We start from the raw sequence: 20,689 nt of genomic DNA, 5'->3' as shown, positions 1-20,689 counted from the left end.
GGATCAGGAAGCGGTCGGGAAATGCATGCTGGCGCCGTGCGCCGCGTCGACGTGCGGCCAGCGGGAGGTGACGACCTTGCCGCGGGTGTAGAACGAGACGCCCTCGGGGCCGTGTATGTGCCGTTCGCCGAAGAGCGAGTCCTTCCAGCCGCCGAAGGAGTAGTAGGCCATCGGGACCGGGACCGGGACGTTGATCCCGATCATGCCGACGCGGACTCCGCGCTGGAATCGCCGCGCCGCCTCGCCGCTGTTGGTGAACAGGGCGGTGCCGTTGCCGTACGGGTTGGCGTTGATCAGGTCGATCGCCGCCTCGACGCTGTCGCTGCGTACCACCGAGAGCACCGGCCCGAAGATCTCCTCGGTGTACACGTCCATCGAGGTACGCACCTGGTCGATGACGGTCGGGCCGACGAAGAAGCCGTCGTCGAAGCCGGGCACCTTGAGGCCGCGGCCGTCGACGAGCACCTTGGCGCCCTGCCGCTCGCCGGTGCCGATGAGGCCCTCGATGCGGTCGCGGGCCGCGGCCGTGACCACCGGGCCCATCTCGCTCTTCGGGTCGCGACCCGAGCCGACCACGACCTCGCCCGCCTTGCGGGTCAGGATGTCCGTCAGCGGGTCGCCGGCGGCGCCGACCGCGACGGCCGCGGAGATCGCCATGCAGCGCTCGCCGGCCGAGCCGAAGGCGGCCGCCGCCAGGTGGTTGGCGGCGTAGTCCAGGTCGGCGTCCGGCAGGATGACCGCGTGGTTCTTCGCGCCGCCGAGGGCCTGCACCCGCTTGCCCGCGGCCGAGGCCTTCCCGTGCAGGTAGCGGGCGATCGGCGTGGAGCCGACGAACGAGACCGCCGCGACGTCCGGGTGCTCCAGCAGCGCGTCGACCGCGACCTTGTCGCCGTGCACCACGTTGAAGACCCCGTCGGGCAGGCCGGCACGGCGCCAGAGTTCGGCGATGTGGTTCGACGCCGACGGGTCGCGCTCGCTGGGCTTGAGCACGAACGTGTTGCCGCAGGCGATCGCGACCGGGTACATCCACATCGGCACCATCACCGGGAAGTTGAACGGGGTGATGCCGGCGCAGACGCCGAGCGGCTCGCGGAAGCTGAACACGTCCACGCCGGTCGAGGCCTGGTCCGAGTAGTCGCCCTTGAGCAGCTGCGGTATGCCGCAGGCGAACTCGACGACCTCCAGGCCACGCTGCACCTCGCCGGCCGCGTCGCTGAGCACCTTGCCGTGCTCGTCGGAGATCAGCTCCGCGAGCCGCCCGATGTCGGCGTTTACCAGCTCCCGGAAGTTAAACAGGATCTTCGTGCGGGCGCTCAGCGACGCCTGGCTCCAGGCCGGGAACGCCGCCTTCGCCGCCGCGACGGCCGCGTCGACGTCGCCGGGCCCGGCCAGCACCACCTCGTGCTGCGGCCGCCCGGTCGCGGGGTTGTACACCGCGGCGCGGCGGGTCGCCGCCCCGGCGGTGCTGCTGCCGCCGATCCAGTGCTCGATGGTTGTCAACTGGGGGTCCCTTCTACAGGTACGAACGCTGGCCCTGCTTGGCGGCGTCGTACGCGGTGCGCGCGGCGCGCGTGCTGTCGAGCTCGGAGACCTCGGAGACGGGCACGTCCCACCAGCTCTCGCTCGACGGCACCGGGGAGAGCGGGTCGGTCTCGATGTGCACGACCGTGAGCCGTTCGGCCTCCCGGGCCCGCTTGAGGCCCTCGGTCAGGTCGGCGATCGTGCGGCAGCGGATGACCGCGGCGCCGAGGCTCTCGGCGTTGGCCGCCAGGTCGACCGGCAGCCGGGCGCCGTCGTAGTCGTCGCCGTCGCCGCGGTAGCGGTAGCTGGTGCCGAAGCGCTGCGAGCCGAGCGACTCCGACAGCGCGCCAATGGAGGCGAAGCCGTGGTTCTGCACCAGGACGACGACGAGCTTGACGCCCTCGGCGACGGCGGTGACGATCTCCTGCGCCATCATCAGGTACGAGCCGTCGCCGACCAGGGCGAAGACCTCGCGGTCCGGGTCGGCGAGCTTGATGCCGAGCGCGCCGGCGATCTCGAAGCCCATGCAGGAGTAGCCGTACTCGACGTGGTACTGCTTCGGGTCGCGGGCACGCCAGAGCAGCTGGAGGTCGCCGGGCATGCTGCCGGCCGCCTGCACCACGACGTCGCGCTCGCCGCAGGCGTCGTTGACCGCGCCGATCACCTCGCTCTGCGCCGGCAGCGGTCCGTGCCCGAGGTGGTACGCCTCGTCGACGGTGCGCTGCCAGGCGGCGACGTCGCCGGCGAAGGCGACGTCCGCGCGGTAGCCGTCGAGCGCCGCGGTAAGTGCCGGCAGCGCCTCCCGGGCGTCGGCCACCAGCGGCACGGCCGCCTGCTTGGCGGCGTCGAAGGAGGCGATGTTGACGTTGACGAAGCGGACCGCCGGGTTCGCGAAGGCCGTCCGCGAGGCGGTGGTGAAGTCGCTGTAGCGGGTGCCGACGCCGATGACCACGTCCGCCTCCCGGGCCAGCCGGTTGGCGACCGGCGTGCCGGTCGAGCCGACCCCGCCGACCGAGTTCGGGTGATCCCAGCGCAGCGCGCCCTTGCCGGCCTGCGTGTCGGCGACCGGTATCCCGGTGGCGCGGGCCAGGGCGTCCAGCTCCGCCGTGGCCCGCGAGTAGATCACCCCGCCGCCGGCGATGATCAGCGGCCGCCGGGCGGACCGGATCACCTCGGCGGCCCGCGCGACCGCGACCGGCTCCGGCACCGGCCGGGCCACGTGCCACACCCGCCGGGCGAACAGCGCGTCCGGGAAGTCGAAGGCCTCCGCCTGCACGTCCTGCGGCAGGCAGAGCGTGACCGCGCCGGTCTCCACCGGATCGGTCAGCACCCGCATCGCGGCCAGCAGCGCCGACGGCAGCTGCTCGGGCCGCCAGACCCGGTCGAAGAAGCGCGACAGCGGCCGGAACGCGTCGTTGACGGACACGTCGTAGGAGCGCGGATCCTCCAGCTCCTGCAACACCGGGGACGCGACCCGGGTGGCGAAGACGTCGCTCGGCAGCAGCAGTACCGGAATCCGGTTCACGGTGGCCAGGGCCGCGCCGGTCAGCATGTTGGTGGAGCCGGGACCGATCGAGGCGGTGCAGGCCATCGTGGACAGCCGGTCGCGCATCCGGGCGTACCCGACCGCGGCGTGCACCATGGCCTGCTCGTTGCGGGCCAGGTGATAGGGCAGGCCCGGGCCGTCCCGGCCGGTCCGCTGCGCCTGCAACAGGGCCTGGCCGATCCCCGCGACGTTGCCGTGGCCGAAGATGCCGAAGCAGCCCGCGATCGTGCGCTGCTCCACGCCGTCGCGTTCGGTCCACTGGTTGGACAGGAACCTGACGACGGCCTGCGCGACGGTGAGCCTCACGGGCGTCTCCTCTCCCTGGTCGAGGTGAGCGGCAGCCGGGGATCCGGCTCCTGGTGGTTCCACGAGCCGCGGACCCAGGCGTGCTCCGGGTCGTCGGAGAAGAGCCACCGGCGCTCCCCCGCACCCGCCATGACGTTGAGGTAGTAGAGGTCGTAGCCGGGCGCGGCCATCGACGGGCCGTGCCATCCGTACGGGATCAGCACGACGTCGCCGCTGCGCACCTCGGCGCAGACGTCGATCTCCCGGCCCGGATGCCCGTACACGCGCTGGTAGCCGACGCCCGGCGCGCCGACCGGTGACCCGGCGACCTCGTAGTAGTAGATCTCCTCGAGCGCGCACTCGTCCGCGCCCGGCGTGTCGTGCTTGTGCGGCGGGTACGACGACCAGTTCCCGCCGGGGGTGAGCACCTCGACCGCGATCAAACGGTCGGCGTCGAACGACTCCGGCGTACAGAAATTGTTGACCTGGCGGCTGGCCTGGCCGGCGCCGCGCAGCTCGACCGGCACCGCGTCGGCCGGCCCGTAGCGGAACGGCAGCCGGCGCTCGGCGCGGGCGGCGGGCAGCGCGAACCGGCCGCCGTTGGGGGTGCGGATGATGACCGCCGAGTCGCGCGGCAGGTAGGCGAAGTCGGTGACCCGGGAGAAGACCGAGCGCCGCCCGGTCAGGGTGACCCGCTCGTCGTCGCAGGTGACGTCGCAGCCGCCGGTCAGCGGCAGGACGATCATCTCCGCGTCCCCGGTGTGGAACGTGGCCCGGGTGCCGATGGCCAGGTCAAGGATCCGCAGCCCGCTGAAGCCCCAGCCGGCGCTCTCCGGCGTCACCACCGTCTCGAACGGTTTCTCCCCGGCGGTTCCCCTGCGCAGGTGCGTCATAGCAGGCTCACCGCCCGGTCGACCGCGGCCGCGACGTCCCCGCCCGGCGGGTACAGCAGGCTGCGCCCGATCACCAGGCCCTGCACGGTCGGCAGGACCAGGGCCTTGCCCCACTGCACGTACGTGGCGTCGGCGTCGTCGGACACCTCGCCGCCGAGGATCAGCGCGGGCAGCGTCGTGGCGGCCATGACCCGCTCCATCTCGTCGACGACGGGCACCTTGAGCCACGTGTACGCCGAGGTCGGGCCGAGCCCCGCGGCCACGGTCATGGCCCGGATCATGGCGTCGGCGGTGAGCTCGTTGCGGACCCGCCCGTCGAAGCGGTGCGAGATGAACGGCTCGACCATCGCCATCAGCCGGTGCGCGGCGAGGTCGCCGACGGCCCGCCCGCAGCTCTCCAGCGTGGCGACGGTTCCGGCGTCGTCCGGGTCGATGCGCAGCAGCATCTTGCCGCCGGAGAACCCGGCCGAGGCGAGACTCCCCCCGTCGTACGCGGTGAACCGGTCGTCCATCTCGAAGCTGGTGCCGGCCAGGCCGCCACGGTTCATCGACCCGATGACGACCTTGTCGTCGAGGGCGCCGAGCAGCAGCAGGTCCTCGAGGATGTCCGGGGTGCCGAGCACGCCGTTGACGCCGGGCCGCCCGAGGGCGGTGCAGATGCGCCGCAGCAGGTCGGCCCGGTTGCCCATGGCGAGCGGGTCAGGCCCGGCGCGCAGCGCGCCGCGGGCCGGGTGATCGGCCGCGATGATCATCATCCGGCCGTGCTCGCCGCGCCACGAGACCGGCCGGCGGCGCTTGGCCGCGGCGGCCGCGATCGCGCCGGGCCGGTCGGCGCGGGCGGCGACGAGCTCTCCGACGTCAAGCACGGGCGCTCTCACCGCCGATCAGGTCGCGGACCTCCGCCTCGGTGGGCATGGCGTCCGCGCAGGACAGCCGGGTGGCGACGATGGCGCCGGCGGCGTTGCAGAAGCGCATCACCGTCTCGAGATCCCAGCCGGCGAGCAGCCCATGGCAGAGCGCGCCGCCGAAGGCGTCGCCCGCGCCCAGCCCGTTGACCACCTCGACCGGCACGGGCGGCACCTGCACCTCCTCCTTGCCGTGGTCGCCCGAGGCGAGCACGCCGAGCGGGCCCTGCTTGACGACGGCGAGGCCGACGCCCGCGTCGTGCAGCGCCCGGACCGCGCCGCGCGGATCGCGGACGCCGACCGCGGTCTCGCACTCGTCGAGGTTGCCGACGGCGACGCTCACGTGCGGCAGTGCCTGCCGCACCCAGTGCCGGGCCTCCTCCCTCGACTGCCAGAACATCGGCCGGTAGTCGAGGTCGAGGACGGTGATGCCGGCGCCGCCGCGGGCCCGCAGCGCGGCGAGGGTCGCCTCCCGCGAGGGCGAGCGGCACAGCCCGGTGCCGGTGACCCAGAAGATGTCCGCGGCGCGGATCGCGTCCATGTCCAGTTCGGACTCGGAGATCTCCAGGTCCGGCGCCTTGGGGAAGCGGTAGAAGTAGAGCGGGAAGTCGTCCGGGGGAAAGATCTCGCAGAACGTCACCGGCGTGGGCAGGCCGGTCACGGAGGTCACGAAGCGGTCGTCCACGTGGAAGCCGCGCAGCGCGTCGTGGAGGAACTCGCCGAACGGGTCGGCGCCGGTGCGGCTGATGACGGCGCTGCGGCGTCCGTAACGGGCGGCGGCGACGGCGACGTTGGTGGGGCTGCCGCCGAGGAACTTCGCGAACGTCCGGACCTCGCGAAGCGACACGCCGATCTGTTGTGGATACAGGTCGACGCCGATACGTCCCATGGTCAGTACCTCGTCTGCGGGCATGCGCCCCCCAAGCGGTAGACAGATGGGCGGTACTCGAGATTTCGGGCGCGCGGCGGCGCCGCGGATGCCGTGCTGGTTACGGCGCGGTAAAAGACCTTGTGGCCGGTATCTCGGTTCGTTTCGATGTAATAACGTGAGTGCTTCTACGTCAATAGTTTGTCCTAACAAACTCAAATCCCGGGGGTCGCAGTGTCACCTGATCTCTACCGTCCGGTCGAGGTGGACCGGACCAGCCCCGTGCCCCTCTACTTCCAGGTGGCGAGCCGCCTACAGGAGCTCATCGAGCGAGGCGAGATCGGGGTCGGCGCCCGCATCGAGAACGAGGTCGACCTCGCCGAACGCCTCGGCGTCTCCCGGCCGACGACCCGCCGCGCCATCCAGTACCTGGTGGAGCGCGGCATGCTGGTGCGCAAGCGCGGCGTCGGCACGCAGGTCGTGCACCCCAAGGTCCGCCGCCCGGTGGAACTGTCCAGCCTGTACGACGACCTGGTCGGCTCGGGCCGCGAACCGCGCACCGAGGTCCTCGACCTGCGGGTGATCCCGGCACCGGCCGACGCCGCGGCGGCGCTCGGGCTGGACCCGGGCACGGAGGTGACGTGGATCGAGCGGCTGCGCTACGCCGGCGGCGAGCCGCTCGCCCTGATGCACAACGCGATCCCGGTCGACCTGATCCGGCTCGACCCGCAGGACCTGGCCGTGCACGGCCTCTACGAGCTGCTGCGCCGCGCGGGCTTCGTGCCGCGCATCGCGACGCAGGTCATCGGGGCCCGGTCGGCGAGCGCGGCGGAGGCGCGGACCCTGCAGGAGAAGCGCGGGGCGTCGCTGCTGACCATGACCCGGACCGCCTGGGACGCCGGCGGCCGGACGCTGGAGTACGGCTCACACCTGTACCGGGCGAGCCGCTACAGCTTCGAGATCAACCTCTCGGCGGGGTGATGGCATCCTCAGTGGCATGACTGAACTGGATGCCAAGGCCAACCTTCACCGGTACCTGCGTGAGGCGCGCGACGCCCTGCTGGGCAAGCTCGACGGCGTGTCGGAGTACGACGTGCGGCGGCCGCACGTGCCGACCGGGACGAACCTGCTCGGGCTGGTCAAACACGTGGCATCGGTGACCGCCGGATATTTCGGTGAGGTGTTCGACCGGCCCTTCCCGGAGCCTGTCCCGGCCCTGACCGAGACGGCTGAGCCGAACGCGGACATGTGGGCGACGGCCGACGAGTCCCGCGACGACATCATCGGCTTCTGGCACCGGGCGTGGGCACACGCGGACGCGACGATCGAGGCGCTCCCGGTCGACGCGCCCGGCTCGGTCCGGTGGTGGGGCGACACACCGGTGACCCTGCACCACATCCTCGTGCACATGCTCGCCGAGCTGAACCGGCACGCCGGGCACGCCGACCTCGTGCGCGAACTGATCGACGGCCGGGTCGGCTGGCGCTCGCCGGGCGACAACGTGGTCGAGGGCGACGCGGCGTGGTGGTCGGCCTACCGCGAGCGGCTGGAGTCCACCGCGCGCACGTTCGCCTGAGCAGGCCGGCCGTCCTCGCATTCCGGCAAGTACGGCGGCGACCCCGAGTAGCCTCTAGCTCTGTGATGGTTTGGGGGTTTATGGCGTGAAACCGGGTAGCGTTGTGGGACGGCCTGCAGAGGCCCCGGTAAGCCGGAGTTTGTGGGTGTGCGTGGTCGCGGTGATCACAGCTACCCTGCTCGTCGTACCGATCGCCGACTACCGCCCGGCTGTTTACCCGAACCTGGTACTCGCGGTCTACGTCCTCATGGCGGGTGCAGATCTGCTGACCATGCATCTGCTGGTGCAGCAGTTCCTGGCCGGTGGCCGGCTGGCGACGCTGGGCCTGTCCTCGGCCTATCTCTACTCCACCCTGATGATGCTGCCGTACGCCGTCGTCGTCACCCGGCTGCAGCGCTGGGGTCCCAGCTCGATCTGGGGAGAGGTCTGCTCACCGTGGCTGGCGGTGATCATTTTCGCCGGGTTCCCGGTGCTGGTGGCGGTGCAACAGCGGGTCGTGGCCGCGCTACCGGCCCGGCTGACCGAGCAGGCCCGGACCCGGCGGCGGGCCGCCACCGCGATCGCGGCCGCCGTGATACTCACGCTGGTGGCCACGGTGACAGGCGTCATCTTCGGTGCCGCGGACCGGCTGCCCCGCCTCTACCACGACGGAACGCCGACCGCGACCGGCCTATGGGCGGTGGGCGTGGGGCTCCTGGCCACGGCCGTCAGCCTGCTGGCGGTGACCAGGGACCTACGCCACCGGCCACCGGTGGAACGGTGGGTCGTGGTGGCGATCAGCGCATCCCTGGCCTGCGCGACCCTCTACATGTTCGCCCCGCAGCGCTACACGCTCGGCTGGTATGCGGGACGGGTCGCCCTGCTGGTCTCCTCCACGGTGGTACTGCTGGCACTGCTCGCCGAAACCGCGAGCCTCTACCGCCAGCTCTCGGCAGCCCACCACGAACTGAGCCGACGGGCCGAACACCTCGCCGCCGCCAATCTCGAACTGGAAGCCACGGGCGCCTGGAAGAGCGACATCATCGCCACCCTCACCCACGAGATCAACCAGCCCCTCGCCGTGATCTCGGCCTACTCCGAGGAACTGACCCACGAGTGGGACACCACCACCGACGACGAACGCCGCACCGCCGTCCAAGCCCTGGGCAAGCGGGTCAACCAGCTGCTCGACATGGCCGCGCACCTGCTCGCGCTCTGCCGCGCCGAGCCGGGCCACATCCACACCCAGCCTATTTCCCTGCCGGTCCGGCAGGTACTGACCCGAGTCACCGACAACCTGACCAGACGCGCCCGCAAGCGGGTCACCGTCAACTACGGCCCACCCGGCACGACCGCGTGGGCCGACCCCGTGCACACCCACGAAGTCCTGACCAACTTCGTCACCAACGCCGTCAAGTACAGCCCCGGCGACATCCACATCTCGGTAACCCTCGACGACACCGGCGACGACATCCTGTTCGCCGTCAGCGACGAAGGCAACGGCGTACCGCCGGACTTCGTCGGGCACCTGTTCGACCGCTTCACCCAGGCCGAGTCCGCCGGGGCGAGGACCGGCGCCGGCTTCGGGCTCTACCTGTCCAAACTGCTCGCCGAGGCGAACCACGGCCACGTCTGGTACGAGGACGTCGTCCCGCACGGCAGCCGGTTCATGCTGCGCCTGCCCCGCGCCCAGCGGAACCCGCACATGACGGCTTCACTGAACCCGGCGGACGGCGCGGCGACCACCTGAACCCGGGCAGCCCCGGACCGCCCGCGGGTGCGGACTGTAAATCCGTCGTCAAAGCTACAGAGGTTCGCATCCTCTACCCGCCACCACAGGCACAAAGAAGCCCATCACCTGCTATAACAGCAGCGAGGGGCTTCTTTCGTCGGTCTCACAGGGTCTCACCTAGGACCGCTGGATCTCTCTCGTCACGGCGAATGCGCGGCAAAGTTTGGTCACGGGCCTTCTGGGTCGGCGCGCCCTCCCCAGAACCCTTCAAAGGTGCGCCGCTGTGGTCTGTTCACTCGGCGACCCGCGGAGCGGATCTCCGCACGCAGCTAAAACGAGACGACGGTGCACCGTAAGTCGTAAGGGCTTAGCCATGGGCGCCCGTTGCTGCGCTTGGGTGAGGACGCCATGCAAGATCACCTCGATCGTGAGGCTGACCGCTAGGGGCGCGCCGGTGCCGGTGACCATCCTTTGCCTGCTACCCACCCTGGCTGGCGTAGCCGGCTGATCTACCGCACTCTGCTCTAACGCGGGCACATCTAGGTGGGCTGGCTGACGGCGCATGGGATGACCCAAGGTCGGTAGCCCTGCGTTTGCAGGTGAGAGTCAAACGCAAGGGTCTACCTGCGTAGGTCCAGGGCACCTGCGCTGGCTGCCACTCGGGCGGACCAGTTGGGTCTAAGGCGAACAGTCGACCCTCGCCGAGCGTCAGCTCGATCGGCTTGGCAGTTCTTCCGTCAGGAGCGCCGCCATCGACACCGCGCCTAAAGCGATATGGCCCCCAGATATGCGCATTCACCTCTTCTGCCGAGCGGCCGCCAACCGAGGCGGGGCGCTTCTTGTCGTTGCGGATCGAGCGGCAGATCTCCGACAGCACCGTCGGCCTGGCCGCCGACACGCAGTGCTACCGCTTCGACTATCTGCGCAGGCTGAGCGAGGCCTGGACGCCCGGTGCGGCCGACTGCGCGGCCGACCCCAGCGAGGCGGCCCTGGGCATGTCACCTCCGTGGTGGCGGGCAGCAAGACCAGCACCTACGTGTACGACGCGGACGGCAATCGCCTCGTGGCGAAGGACTCCGCTGGCTTCACCGTCTACCTGCCCGGCGGCATCGAACTGAGGTCTCCGGCCTCCGGCACCGCCACCGCCACGCACTACTACGCGCATCTCGACATTCCGATCGCGGTTCGCACCGCGGCAGGGCTCTCGCTCCTGGTGAACGACCACCACGACACCGGCGAGGTCCAGCTGTCGTCGACGACGCTGGCGATGGAGCGCCGGCGGACGCTGCCCTTCGGGGAGCTTCGCACCGCCGCCTCTGGTTGGCGCGGTGACCATGCATTCCTCAACGGCCGCAGCGACGAGACGGGATTGACCCACCTGGGAGCTCGTGAATACGACCCCACGCTGGGGCGCTTCATTTCCGTCGACCCCATCATCGACCATTCCGATCCGCAGCAGTTGAACGGCTACTCCTACAGCAATAACAATCCGTCGACGCTGACGGACCCCACCGGGCTCCGCTTCCCGGAGGAAACCGGACTGGAATACACGCAGCGTACTCAGCAGCGCGCCGCCAAGCAGCAGAAGGAAAAGGCGAGCCGCAAGTATCCGGTCTCCAAGAAGACGTCCTCGGGCGGACGCACGTTCCTCTGGAATCCGATGCTGAAGATGAGCACCGCGGAAATCGATGACCGGGCGAAGGTGATCAACCACATGACGTGGTGGTTGCTCGGCGCCAAGTGGGCGCTCAACGAGCATGATCGGGGGTCGGAGACCTTCTATCAGATCGACGAGATCACGCGGGGGTGCGCGGCACCGGTCACGTGGCCGCCAAGCGCAACAAGCTGGCCGCGATGATCGCGACCGGCAACTACAACCCTGACGGTGCCGGCGGGAGTGGGATTATGACCTGCCAAAGGGCAAGGAGGCCGCAGCCCGCATGGCCGCCGACGCGTACAGTGGCGCCTTCGGCACAGGCGAGTCCAGGTCGGTGAGCATGATTGGCTCCTTCGACATGGACTATCAGGTAACGGCGGTCGACGGGACGAGCGGTAAGGCTGTCGTCTCATTCCACGTCCAGAACGTAATGGACCAGAAATCGCTCCTCCGTAACCCTCTCGCGGACAGGAAGAGCGCGAAGAGAAATGGCCCCAAGACTGGTAGGACTTCACCGATAACTATGCATGTATACTGGACCGAAGTGATCGACTTCTAACTCGTCAGAAGGCCCGCGTGACTATCAGTAGAGTTCACAGGAAATACATTCTCAGGTGTGCTGTAGGCGCGGGCCTTCTCGGCGTGGTAATGGGTATCTCGGGCTGTGGGATCGGCGATCGGCAGCCCGAGATACCCTTCGCCGAGCAGGATTTCCTTGGATCATGGTGTGGCGAGGAAGGTGAGCGCTTCACCTTCCTCTCGGACAGTAGCTTCACGGTTACCGGCATCGGGTCGGCCTATCGCGACGATCTGCTTGGCGATGATCGCTATGTCGATGGCTATCGAGTGAAGACCGAGTTCAACGGCGTGCCGCCCACCTCGGGGGTGGGGAACTGGTCTTTCGAGGGCGGCGATCACCGTCTGTTTCTGAACTACGAAAAGCTGGATCAGACGCCGTTCACTGAGGGATCAACCCTTGACCTTGGTGGAACAGGGGAGAACGTAACGCTTGCCATCTATCTGGGAGATCGCGACTCGGATGACGTGCGCGAGTTCGAGCGCTGCAAGGACTCGTGACCTCCGCACACCCGGTAAACCAATATCGAATGCGTGGTCCAAAAGCGACCATTAGAGTTCTCACCCGTGCATGAAGCCTTCGAACGGTTCCTCAACGTCGTCGACGTGGAGGCGACCTGTTGGGCCGACGGTCCGCCGCGTGGTGAGTCGAGCGAGATCATCGAGATCGGGATCTGTGTGGTCGACACCGCCGATTGGCGGCGGGTCGAGAAGCGGCGAATTCTGGTACGGCCGCGCCGGTCGCGGGTCAGCGAGTTCTGCACCGAGCTGACCGGGCTCACCCAGGCCGACGTCGACGGCGCGGCGGACTTCGCGGCGGCCTGCGCCCAGGTCCGGGACGAGCTGCGCGGGCGCTTCCGCACCTGGGCGAGCTGGGGCGAGTACGACCGGCGCCAGTTCGAACGCCAGTGCGTGCCCGCGACCAGTTCGCCCAGCACGGCTACACGCGAGCATCACTGCGATCGATCGCCGCAGCGGCCGGCGTGCACCCCGCCCTTCTGCACCACTACTTCGGCAGCAAGCAACAGCTCTACCGGGAGGTTCTCGACCTGCCGGTCGACCCCTGGGAAGTCCTGAGCCGACTACTCACTCAGACTCCCCGAGACCAGCTCCCGGAAGCGCTCGTGCGCCATTTCGTATCCACCTGGCGCCAACCCGAATCCGGGGCACGCCTACGAGCGATGGCCCGAAGCAGCTTCGGCGACCCCGACGGAGCCACCCTTGCCCGAGCACACCTCGAAACGGTGCTCATCCCGCGCCTCGCTCAGGCACTCGACGTCCCCGAAGTCAACGTCGCCGTAGCCATCACACACCTGATAGGCCTGACGCTCGCCGACCAAATCCTCGGCCTCCGCCAGATCAACAACGCCAGCGAGGACGAACCTGGTAACCCTCATAACACCGAACCTGGCCCGCTACCTGCAACCTGTACATCGGTGAGAGCAACCGACAGAACAGTACGTGCCACCCCGGCGAAGACACGCTCGTCGCCAACGGGCCGTTGCCGTCTCCGTATCACCAGAAGCAACCCCCTTCACTACGCACCTCGAGGCGGCTACTCCACGTTCTAAATCACCCACACAAACCCGAGTAGTCGCACATATGTTTGACTCGACCAGTAGGTACCTCACCTTCGATTGCGAGCGAGCTTCGCAGCTGGATTCAACTAACTTGTGCTTGATCGCGCTCCGGTCCTAGCTGGACGTGAAATAGCATTGTGGCCGAAGAAGTAGCCCAGGATAATCAAGAAACTGTTAGAGATAATGTCAGTTACAGGCTCGTTGAGAAACATCGCCGAGACGAGCGCGACGGCAAGGCCGACCAGGAGAAATCCACCGATGATCGTCGCAACATATTCTCGTGAGAGCACTCGTCCCCACAGTGCCCAGCGGCGTTCCATGATTTCTACACCTTGCAGAGGATCCGCGTCGTGCCTCTCATGCTTCGCACATGGCGGTTCCACTGCGAGATCCCGATTTCGGAGTTCGAGAAGCGCTGCCTCGACGCGAAGCAGCCCTTTGTGAAGTTCCGAGCCGGCATCGGCGTGACGAGGCATCTCTGGACCGGTAGAAATCGAGGATGAATCTGTAGCTGTAACCAACATCGAGTAACGCTCTTGCGCAATTTTCAAACGCTCATTCAACATCGCAACAGCGCCTTCTCGGTGTGATTCCAAACCACTGCTTTCCCAGAGCTCGCCCGGCACTGCCGTCGCGGGGTCTCCAACCAGTTCGCCTAGGCGCACAAGTTGACTTCCCAGCAGGTCCAGGCTGGACTGGTCGAGGGAATCGATCGACAAGCCGGCCCTGGAAAGCCACACGTCGTAAAGCGCAACCGGCGAGACAATTCCGATACTCAGGTCGTGCTCACCAAATCGCCTCAGAATTCGCGTTATCGAATCCTGCGATGCCCTCATCGTTACCTCGTCTGTAGATCATTCAACGACAGAGTGGAACTCAATAATGCGGGGAGCCGACAAGCTCATCCGCCAGATCGGGTTGACTTCTTCGCGATCGGCAGCCTTCCCCTGCTGCCGTGCTCGACTTTCTGCGTACACGACCCGAACCTGATGCGGTTGCATCCACCCACGAGGGTCCGGCATGATCAATCCTGAAGAGGAAAGAGAACATGGCCATGACAACACGACGCATGAAGGCGTGTGCTCGAACGGTAACCCTGGTGGAAGGCTTCAAGAGGCCCGAGTGTGGTGGGATGAGTGAAGCACGGGACAGGGTGTCCCAATAAACGGCTCGCACTCTTCCCAAATGAGATCGAGTAACCGGGCTGAACCAACTGGCTACGATCATCAACCAGAGATATGGTAAGGCAACCAAGGGCCGGCCAGAAAATGTCCGGAATATATTCAGCGTTTTCCGATGTTCGACCACCTCAGCCGTCAGGCGTTGGTGCTCCAAGGATAGATCCCTGATCTCCGTTCTGGCCATTCTGATGGTGGTGCAGACATCCTCCCGCGCGTCACGGATCATCCGCTCGGCGTTCAGCCGCGAATCCAAAAGCAGCCGTGCAGCCGCCTCTTCGGACGATACGGCCCGCACGCCACTACAGCAATCGAGAGACAGCACGGGATCATCTAACGCTTCGCCGCCGGGAAAGCTCTGCCTCGCGTAGCCGGCAGACGCAGCCTTATGGTACCAATAGTATGCCTCGCTGAACTTCTCCTCGGTATCGGCAATGAGAGGATCATCGAAGTCGAACTGGCGGTTGAAGTCGGTAACCGCCTGCGTTTCATATATCTTTGCCAAGCGAAACGCAGAATCGCCGATATCCCTCTCGGCCGCTTCCTTCAACCACGTAGCAGCTTCCTCCAGATGTCCACACGCCGCCAAGTGGACCCCGACGAAGTAAGCTGCGATCCCGTACCTCGCGGACGTTGCGGTACTCGCTTCTCCAGATCTGCAAGCGGGCGCTTCAGACCTCTTCTTTCGCTCACTCTCGAAATCTTCAAACTGCTTCTTGGTCGTGTTTCGCGATTCCTCCCCCATTTCTTTTTCGAAAGCCATCTTTAGTTGGTGCTCAATATTCACGTTATGATCCTCCAACGGATTGTCCAGCTCCAGAGCCCGACGTTCCCGCCTGGCTTGTAAGGAGCGTTTCGAGGCGTGACAGTCCTCTCTTCTTATGGGTACTCACGGATGACTCACTGATGCCGAGAATCTCGGCGGTGGTTTGATGATCCAAATCGCAAAGGACGGTCAGGACGATCACTTCCTTCTGCCTATCGGGCAACCCTCGAACGGCTTTCATGATCGAGCCGCTGAGATCCAGGCTGCCGAGCTGGGCGTCGGCGGCCGGGTATTGCGTCCGAGCGTTCACCTCCTCAATTCGATCATCGAGTGGATCGATCTGGTTGGGCAGGAGCTTCTTCTTCCGCCGGCTCAGCTCCTGCTTAGCCATCTGGATCATAAGAATCTCGGGACGCTGGTATCGCCCCCAGCACCGCTGCAGATTGATCATTACCTCTTGAGTGATGTCTTCCGCCAGGTCGCGATCGCCGCTGAGTCCGGTCACTACGCGAACTAGGCGATGCCGGTTCGCCAAGAAGAATGCAGTGAATTCCTTCTCGTATTCGAGCTCTTGGTTCACCGTCCGCTCTCCCACCGTCCGACTTGGACGGTGTCCCTATGTGGCTGGAATCGTTTCACGGCCTTGGCGGCAGATTTCCGTCTGCGCTCAGCACGTACCACGACGCCCGGTGACGGTAGCGTCATGATCCTTTGTCCCATGTTTCATGAACCTTTCACATACTGCGCATCATCGAGCAGAAGTTGAGGGCGACGGTAACCGCCAGTGCGCGCCCTCATGATCCATCGATCGGCACCCCCAATGCCTGATCTTTGGCCAGTGCTAAGCACTCCTGTAGGAGTCGCCCTAGTAGAGGTGGAAGAGCTCGTCGCAGCGCTACAAAAGACACAAACTCTTCTTCTGAGCTAGGTAATTCGGGTGTTACAGCAGTTCAAGCCATTGATCAACTTGTCCACGATCTGAGAAATATCCATACATGCCGCTGAAGGTGATTCCCCGTGGCGGTGAGGCAGGAGAGCCGTCGCGATGATCAATGTGCCTTGTTCCCACCTGATCGTTCAGGTCAGGGCGGCACGTGGGCCCCGGAGTTCGATGTGGGCGAGGCTCCAGACAAGGCAGCAGTCGACCAAGATCCGCACCCGCCTCGCCGCCGGGTTCGAGGTCGGTGTCGGCACTGCCCGGCGCTACGTCCAGGAGGTGATCGCCCTGCTCACGGCGGCCGCCGACGACCTGGCCACCGTGATGAGGAAGGTCCGGGTGAAGGCGTACGTGATCCTGGACGGCACGCTGATCCCGATCGACCAGGTCGATGACCAGAAGCCCTACTACTGCCCGGCTCGACCCACGCCATCATCGACGCCAAGGGCTACCAAGGTGCCCGCGGCAGCGTGCGCACCCCGTTCAAACGGCGCCGTTTCCGACCGAAGCTGTCACGCCGGGAGAAGGCCGCCACCCGGACGCACGCGAAGATCCGCGTCCGCGGCGAGCGAGCGCCACCCTCAAGACCTGGAAGATCCTGGTACATCCGCCGCCGGTTCGACGGGCGTCTCGTACATCGGCGGTTGTCATCGGGTCCACGTGGGCGATGAGGTGCCGCCGAGGCCCGCGGGCGCGGCCGGAGAACGGCGCCGCGCCCGTGGGCCGGTGGTTCAGGCTCGCCACATGCGGTAGAACGGGGTGCCGTCCGGTAGGCGGATGTCGAACGGTTCCAGCTCCGTGTAGCCGTGCCGGCGGTACAGCCGGATGTTGGCGTCGTTCGTCGCCTCCAGGTAGGCCGGGGTGCGGCCCAGGTCCTCGTGGGTGCTGTCCATCAGGGCGCTGCCGAGGCCGTGGCTCTGCCGCGCCGGGTGTACCGCCAGGAAGGCCAGGTGCCAGTGCGGGTCGGCCGGGTGGTGCTTCTCGAAGATCTCGTCGAGTGCCTGGAAGTTGGGCAGCCACTCCCCCGCCAGCTCGGCCAGGCGCTCCTCGTAGCCGACGAGCTCCGGCTGCTCGGCGGTGCGGTCGAACCAGACCGCGGCCGCGGCGAGGCCGCCGTCCGGGTCGTCGATCACGTCGACCTTGCCGCAGAGGGGTGCGTGCACGGTCAGCATCGTGAAGAAGTCGCCCATCACCCGCAGGCGGGCCGCCGGGTCCGGCACCAGGGAGGCGTTCTGGTCCAGGTGGTCGAAGGACAGGGCGATCAGCTGTCCGACCGCCGGCAGCTCGGCCTCGGTCGCGGGGCGGATGAGCGGCGTCACTGCTGTGCCTCCGAGGCGGATTCGCGGAAGGAGACGCCGGTCGAGGCGCTGCGCGCGCCCATGCCGATGCCCTGGTAGATCTCGGGCTTGCTGCCGCGCAGGATCAGCGCCCAGACGACGCCCGCCACGGCCAGCACCCCGTACGCGAGCGGCACCGCCCACGTCGGCGTGGAGCCCGACTCGACGCCGAAGAGTATGGCGATGTTCGTCAGCGCCAGGTACGTCATCACCAGCAGCAGCACCGTGCCGAGCACGGGTGCGCCGACGCGGTGCCAGAAGTCCTCGCCCTCGCGGTGGCGGGCGAAGTAGCCGACGACCGCGGCGGAGGTGACCGTGATGAGCAGCAGCACGCCGATGCCGCCGGTCGTGCCGCCCCAGAAGAAGAGCTGGACCAGGGGGTCCCAGCCGGCGATCGCGTACACCAGGATGACGATCAGGCCGAACGCGGACTGCGCGAGCGAGCCGTTCTTCGGCGCGCCGGTGCCGGGTACCGTGCGGCCGAAGGCCCGCGGCAGGACGCCCTCGCGGCCGAGGGAGAACGTGTACCGGGCGATGATGTTGTGGAACGAGATCATCGCGGCGACCAGGGACGTCAGGAACAGGGCGTGGCCCAGGTGCAGGGCCGTGGCGCCGAGGCGCTCGGACGCCAGGTTGAAGAAGAGCTCGGGGCCCTCGGCCTGCGCACGGGCGACCGCGTCGCCGCCGGTCGCGGAGATCATCGCCCAGGACGAGAACGCGTAGAGCACGGCGATCAGCGCGACCGCGATGTAGGTGGCCCGCGGCACGGTGCGGCGCGGGTCGCGGGACTCCTCGCTGAACACCACGGACTGTTCGAAGCCGACGAAGCCGGTGACGGCCATGACCAGCAGGGCGCCCGCGCCGGCACCGACCAGGCTGCTCGGGTCGAGCGCCGCCGACGAGGGCACGAAGCCGTCGGTGGTCAGGTCGACGATGCTGAAGACGACGACGAGCACGATCTCGGCGACCAGCAGGGTGGCGAGCACCTTGCCGTTGACGGCGACGTCGAGGACGCCGAGCACGGCGACGAGCGCCCACGCCGCGAGCGCGATGATCCACCACTCGAGCTCGATGCCGAACCAGTCGGCGAACAGCGGCGCCGCGATGGCGCCGAAGCCGCCGTACGAGGCGACCTGGAAGCTGTTGTACGCCAGCAGCGCGACCCACGCCGCGCCGACGCCGGCCGGCCGCCCGATGCCGCGGGCGACGTACGCGTAGAAGGCACCCGCGTTGGCGATGTGCCGGGCCATGGCGACGTAGCCGACCGAGAAGACGGCGAGCACGATCGCGACGGCGAGGAAGGCGATGGAGATGGCGGTCAGCCCGGTGACGGCGAGGCCGGTGGGCACGACGCCCGCGACGACGGTCAGGGGCGCCGCCGCCGACATGACGAAGAAGACGACTGCCGCGACGCCCAGCCGGTCGCGGGCGAGGGCGGTCGACAGTTGACTCGGTCCGGCGGGTTTGGTGGAGGTGGTGGACACGGGGGTCTCCAAGGGGGTGTCAGGCGCGGCGGGCCATCACGGCGTCGCCGACTGCGGCCTCTGCGTGGCCGATGAGGTGCTGCAGCTCGGCCGGCAACCGCCGGCGTAGCTGGTCGAACAGGTACTCACGCTCATTCGCCTCGAGCGTGACGAGCATGTGCTGGTCGAGGCCGGTGGCGAGGACCAGCCCGGTCAGCACGAGGTCGGGGCGGTCGAGCAGCTCGCCCCGGCTGGTGGCGATGCGGATGCGGGTGCCGGGCCAGCCGGCGACGGAGGTGTCGGTGGGCACGAACCGCACCTTGGTGCCGAGCAGGCGGCGCTTCTCCTCGCGCCGCACGTGCCCGGCGCGGGCGAGCCGGCGCTCGACGAGCTCGGTGGAGACGCCGGTGGCCAGGAACGAGATCCACTCACGGACCAGCCGGTGGTGGCTCTCGCGCAGCAGTTGCTCGAGGACCGCGGAGGTGGCCGGCTCCGCGGTCGGCCGCTCGTCGATCACGACCAGCTTGGCGTCCTGCACCTCGAGGCGGCGCCACAGTACGAGCTCGGCGAGCAGGCCGGCGGCGAGGCCGAGGCCGAGGGTCGCCGGGCTGAGCAGGCACCGGCCGCGGGCCGTGTCGTGTGCGGCGAGGTAAAGGTCGTCGGCGAGCGGCAGCTGGCTTGACGCCACTCGAAAGTCTCCCTTCCCCCGTGTGATGACCCGCGGTGACAGGTGCCGCGTCGGCGTCGCGGAACCGCCGCTGACTGTCACGGTGAGCGGCGTCCGCGCAACCCCGCGTAGCTTGCCAGCGCCTCGCACGCCGCGCAATGTCCAGAGTGGCCGGACCTTGAATGCATCGTGGACAAAGCCGCTGAGCTGCCATTTAACAGTCAACAGAATCGACATAGTTAACACAGCCGTCACGTAGGCCGGTCCTCGGACGCGGGCCGAGCGCCGCCCTTACCGAACGCGTGCACGCCCGCCTCGGCGGCACCGCCGTGACGGACCGTGCAACGGTGTCCCGCGCGACTTTAGTTGACGTTTCAATTAAATCGGCGTACCGTCGACTCCAGTAGTTGAAGCGTCAACCGGAGGCCCGCCATGAGCACCATGCCCGCCCTGTTCCTCAGCCACGGCGCACCACCGCTTGTCGATGACCCGGCCTGGGTCGCCCAGCTCCAGGAGCTCGCCGCCGGCCTGCCCCGGCCGAAGGCGATCCTGATGGCCTCCGCGCACTGGGAGTCGGCGCCGCTGATGCTCGGCGCCACCGAGACCGTGCCGCTGGTCTACGACTTCGGCGGCTTCGCACCCCACTACTACGAGGTGCGGTACCCGGCGCCCGGCGCGCCCGAGCTGGCCGCGCGCGTCGAGAAGCTGATGCCCGACCACGAGCACGTCACCCGGACCGAGCGCGGCCTGGACCACGGCGCCTACGTGCCGCTGACGGTCATGTATCCGGACGCGGACATCCCGGTGCTCCAGATGTCGCTGCCCACCCTCGAACCCGACCGCCTGCTGGAGATCGGCCGCCGGCTGGCCCCGCTGCGCGACGAGGGCGTGCTCATCGTCGGCTCCGGCTTCACCACGCACGGGCTGCCGTTCCTGCGCGACTTCCGCGCCGACGCGCAGGCGCCGGGCTGGTCCCGCGAGTTCGACGCCTGGGCGGCCGAGACCCTCGCCCGTGGCGCGGTCGACGAGCTCGCCGACTTCCGCGACCGGGCGCCCGGCATGCCGTACGCACACCCGACGATCGAGCACATGGCGCCGATGTTCCTCACCCTCGGCGCCTCCGGCGATCCCGGGCAGAGCCCCGAGCAGCCGATCGACGGCTTCTGGATGGGCCTGTCCAAGCGCTCGTTCCAGGTCGCCTGAGCGCGTACCGTCCGGGTGTG

The 20,689-nt window shown here is 67.9% G+C and carries 20 protein-coding genes, 1 tRNA gene and 1 pseudogene; 11 read left to right on the top strand and 11 right to left on the bottom strand.

Annotated elements, in window-relative coordinates; translation table 11 throughout:
* Positions 1 to 3: 3 nt before the first annotated feature.
* Genes BJ971_RS16105 through iolC form a run of 5 tightly spaced genes read right to left on the bottom strand, consistent with a single transcriptional unit; the run spans position 4 to position 6,063 of the window.
* Positions 4 to 1,500, bottom strand: coding sequence for a CoA-acylating methylmalonate-semialdehyde dehydrogenase (locus tag BJ971_RS16105; protein ID WP_184993928.1), 1,497 nt, complete (start codon positions 1,498 to 1,500; stop codon positions 4 to 6).
* Between the two features lie 13 nt (positions 1,501 to 1,513).
* On the bottom strand, positions 1,514 to 3,373 hold the full coding sequence (gene iolD, locus BJ971_RS16100) for a 3D-(3,5/4)-trihydroxycyclohexane-1,2-dione acylhydrolase (decyclizing) (RefSeq protein WP_184993926.1): 1,860 nt from the start codon (positions 3,371 to 3,373) through the stop codon (positions 1,514 to 1,516).
* Positions 3,370 to 4,245 carry a 5-deoxy-glucuronate isomerase gene (gene iolB, locus BJ971_RS16095; RefSeq protein WP_184993924.1) on the bottom strand — a complete coding sequence of 292 codons (876 nt, stop codon included), beginning with the start codon at positions 4,243 to 4,245 and terminating at the stop codon, positions 3,370 to 3,372. Before iolB ends, iolD begins: the two co-directional genes overlap by 4 nt.
* Positions 4,242 to 5,111 (bottom strand): Cgl0159 family (beta/alpha)8-fold protein, encoded by an 870-nt coding sequence (locus BJ971_RS16090; protein ID WP_184993922.1) that lies wholly within the window; start codon positions 5,109 to 5,111, stop codon positions 4,242 to 4,244. The genes iolB and BJ971_RS16090 overlap by 4 nt, the downstream gene beginning before the upstream one ends.
* A complete protein-coding gene (gene iolC / locus BJ971_RS16085) occupies positions 5,104 to 6,063 on the bottom strand; it encodes a 5-dehydro-2-deoxygluconokinase (RefSeq protein ID WP_184993920.1) in 960 nt (319 codons plus the stop codon). The genes BJ971_RS16090 and iolC overlap by 8 nt, the downstream gene beginning before the upstream one ends.
* Before the next feature lie 189 nt (positions 6,064 to 6,252).
* Here iolC and BJ971_RS16080 point away from each other — a divergent pair, with 189 nt between their 5' ends.
* The 9 genes from BJ971_RS16080 (at position 6,253) to BJ971_RS42510 (ending at position 13,109) form a co-directional block, all read left to right on the top strand.
* On the top strand, positions 6,253 to 6,999 hold the full coding sequence (locus tag BJ971_RS16080; RefSeq protein ID WP_184993918.1) for a GntR family transcriptional regulator: 747 nt from the start codon (positions 6,253 to 6,255) through the stop codon (positions 6,997 to 6,999).
* Positions 7,000 to 7,015: 16 nt separating this feature from the next.
* Positions 7,016 to 7,594 carry a DinB family protein gene (locus BJ971_RS16075; protein ID WP_184993916.1) on the top strand — a complete coding sequence of 193 codons (579 nt, stop codon included), beginning with the start codon at positions 7,016 to 7,018 and terminating at the stop codon, positions 7,592 to 7,594.
* Between the two features lie 160 nt (positions 7,595 to 7,754).
* Complete coding sequence (locus BJ971_RS16070) at positions 7,755 to 9,323, top strand: sensor histidine kinase (protein WP_184993914.1); 1,569 nt, start codon at positions 7,755 to 7,757, stop codon at positions 9,321 to 9,323.
* Positions 9,299 to 9,409, top strand: a tRNA-Tyr gene (locus BJ971_RS16065). Before BJ971_RS16070 ends, BJ971_RS16065 begins: the two co-directional genes overlap by 25 nt.
* Positions 9,410 to 10,311: 902 nt before the next feature.
* Positions 10,312 to 11,163: an RHS repeat-associated core domain-containing protein gene (locus BJ971_RS16060; RefSeq protein WP_184993912.1), complete on the top strand. Its 852-nt coding sequence runs from the start codon at positions 10,312 to 10,314 to the stop codon at positions 11,161 to 11,163.
* Between the two features lie 82 nt (positions 11,164 to 11,245).
* Complete coding sequence (locus tag BJ971_RS16055; RefSeq protein ID WP_184993910.1) at positions 11,246 to 11,521, top strand: hypothetical protein; 276 nt, start codon at positions 11,246 to 11,248, stop codon at positions 11,519 to 11,521.
* An 89-nt stretch (positions 11,522 to 11,610) separates the two neighbouring features.
* The gene (locus BJ971_RS16050) at positions 11,611 to 12,039 is read left to right on the top strand and encodes a hypothetical protein (protein WP_184993908.1); all 429 of its coding nucleotides are present in this window, start codon (positions 11,611 to 11,613) and stop codon (positions 12,037 to 12,039) included.
* A gap of 66 nt (positions 12,040 to 12,105) precedes the next feature.
* Positions 12,106 to 12,615 (top strand): 3'-5' exonuclease, encoded by a 510-nt coding sequence (locus BJ971_RS41285; protein WP_239087208.1) that lies wholly within the window; start codon positions 12,106 to 12,108, stop codon positions 12,613 to 12,615.
* Positions 12,504 to 13,109, top strand: coding sequence for a TetR/AcrR family transcriptional regulator (locus BJ971_RS42510; RefSeq protein ID WP_369076799.1), 606 nt, complete (start codon positions 12,504 to 12,506; stop codon positions 13,107 to 13,109). Before BJ971_RS41285 ends, BJ971_RS42510 begins: the two co-directional genes overlap by 112 nt.
* Positions 13,110 to 13,204: 95 nt before the next feature.
* On the opposite strand, the gene BJ971_RS16030 is transcribed toward BJ971_RS42510, so the two are convergent.
* The 3 genes from BJ971_RS16030 to BJ971_RS16020 are packed head-to-tail and all read right to left on the bottom strand — an operon-like array spanning position 13,205 to position 15,642.
* Complete coding sequence (locus BJ971_RS16030; RefSeq protein ID WP_184993904.1) at positions 13,205 to 13,954, bottom strand: hypothetical protein; 750 nt, start codon at positions 13,952 to 13,954, stop codon at positions 13,205 to 13,207.
* A 40-nt stretch (positions 13,955 to 13,994) separates the two neighbouring features.
* A complete protein-coding gene (locus tag BJ971_RS16025) occupies positions 13,995 to 15,083 on the bottom strand; it encodes an SEL1-like repeat protein (RefSeq protein WP_184993902.1) in 1,089 nt (362 codons plus the stop codon).
* Position 15,084: 1 nt separating this feature from the next.
* Positions 15,085 to 15,642 carry an RNA polymerase sigma factor gene (locus BJ971_RS16020; RefSeq protein ID WP_184993900.1) on the bottom strand — a complete coding sequence of 186 codons (558 nt, stop codon included), beginning with the start codon at positions 15,640 to 15,642 and terminating at the stop codon, positions 15,085 to 15,087.
* A gap of 465 nt (positions 15,643 to 16,107) precedes the next feature.
* On the opposite strand from BJ971_RS16020, the pseudogene BJ971_RS16015 reads away from it, so the two are divergent.
* Positions 16,108 to 16,600 (top strand): annotated as a pseudogene (locus tag BJ971_RS16015) (IS5/IS1182 family transposase); the annotation flags it as partial.
* A 130-nt stretch (positions 16,601 to 16,730) separates the two neighbouring features.
* On the opposite strand, the gene BJ971_RS16010 reads toward BJ971_RS16015, so the two are convergent.
* The 3 genes from BJ971_RS16010 to BJ971_RS16000 are packed head-to-tail and all read right to left on the bottom strand — an operon-like array spanning position 16,731 to position 19,487.
* On the bottom strand, positions 16,731 to 17,318 hold the full coding sequence (locus BJ971_RS16010) for a GNAT family N-acetyltransferase (protein WP_184993898.1): 588 nt from the start codon (positions 17,316 to 17,318) through the stop codon (positions 16,731 to 16,733).
* The gene (locus BJ971_RS16005; protein ID WP_184993895.1) at positions 17,315 to 18,820 is read right to left on the bottom strand and encodes an APC family permease; all 1,506 of its coding nucleotides are present in this window, start codon (positions 18,818 to 18,820) and stop codon (positions 17,315 to 17,317) included. Before BJ971_RS16005 ends, BJ971_RS16010 begins: the two co-directional genes overlap by 4 nt.
* A 19-nt stretch (positions 18,821 to 18,839) precedes the next feature.
* The gene (locus BJ971_RS16000; protein ID WP_239087209.1) at positions 18,840 to 19,487 is read right to left on the bottom strand and encodes a GOLPH3/VPS74 family protein; all 648 of its coding nucleotides are present in this window, start codon (positions 19,485 to 19,487) and stop codon (positions 18,840 to 18,842) included.
* A gap of 411 nt (positions 19,488 to 19,898) precedes the next feature.
* On the opposite strand from BJ971_RS16000, the gene BJ971_RS15995 reads away from it, so the two are divergent.
* Complete coding sequence (locus tag BJ971_RS15995; protein WP_239087210.1) at positions 19,899 to 20,669, top strand: dioxygenase family protein; 771 nt, start codon at positions 19,899 to 19,901, stop codon at positions 20,667 to 20,669.
* Positions 20,670 to 20,689 lie beyond the last annotated feature (20 nt).

It is taken from the genome of Amorphoplanes digitatis (assembly GCF_014205335.1).
Lineage (GTDB): Bacteria > Actinomycetota > Actinomycetes > Mycobacteriales > Micromonosporaceae > Actinoplanes > Actinoplanes digitatus.
Note: the sequence above shows the minus strand (reverse complement) of the source record. Positions and strands in the feature narration are given on the sequence as shown.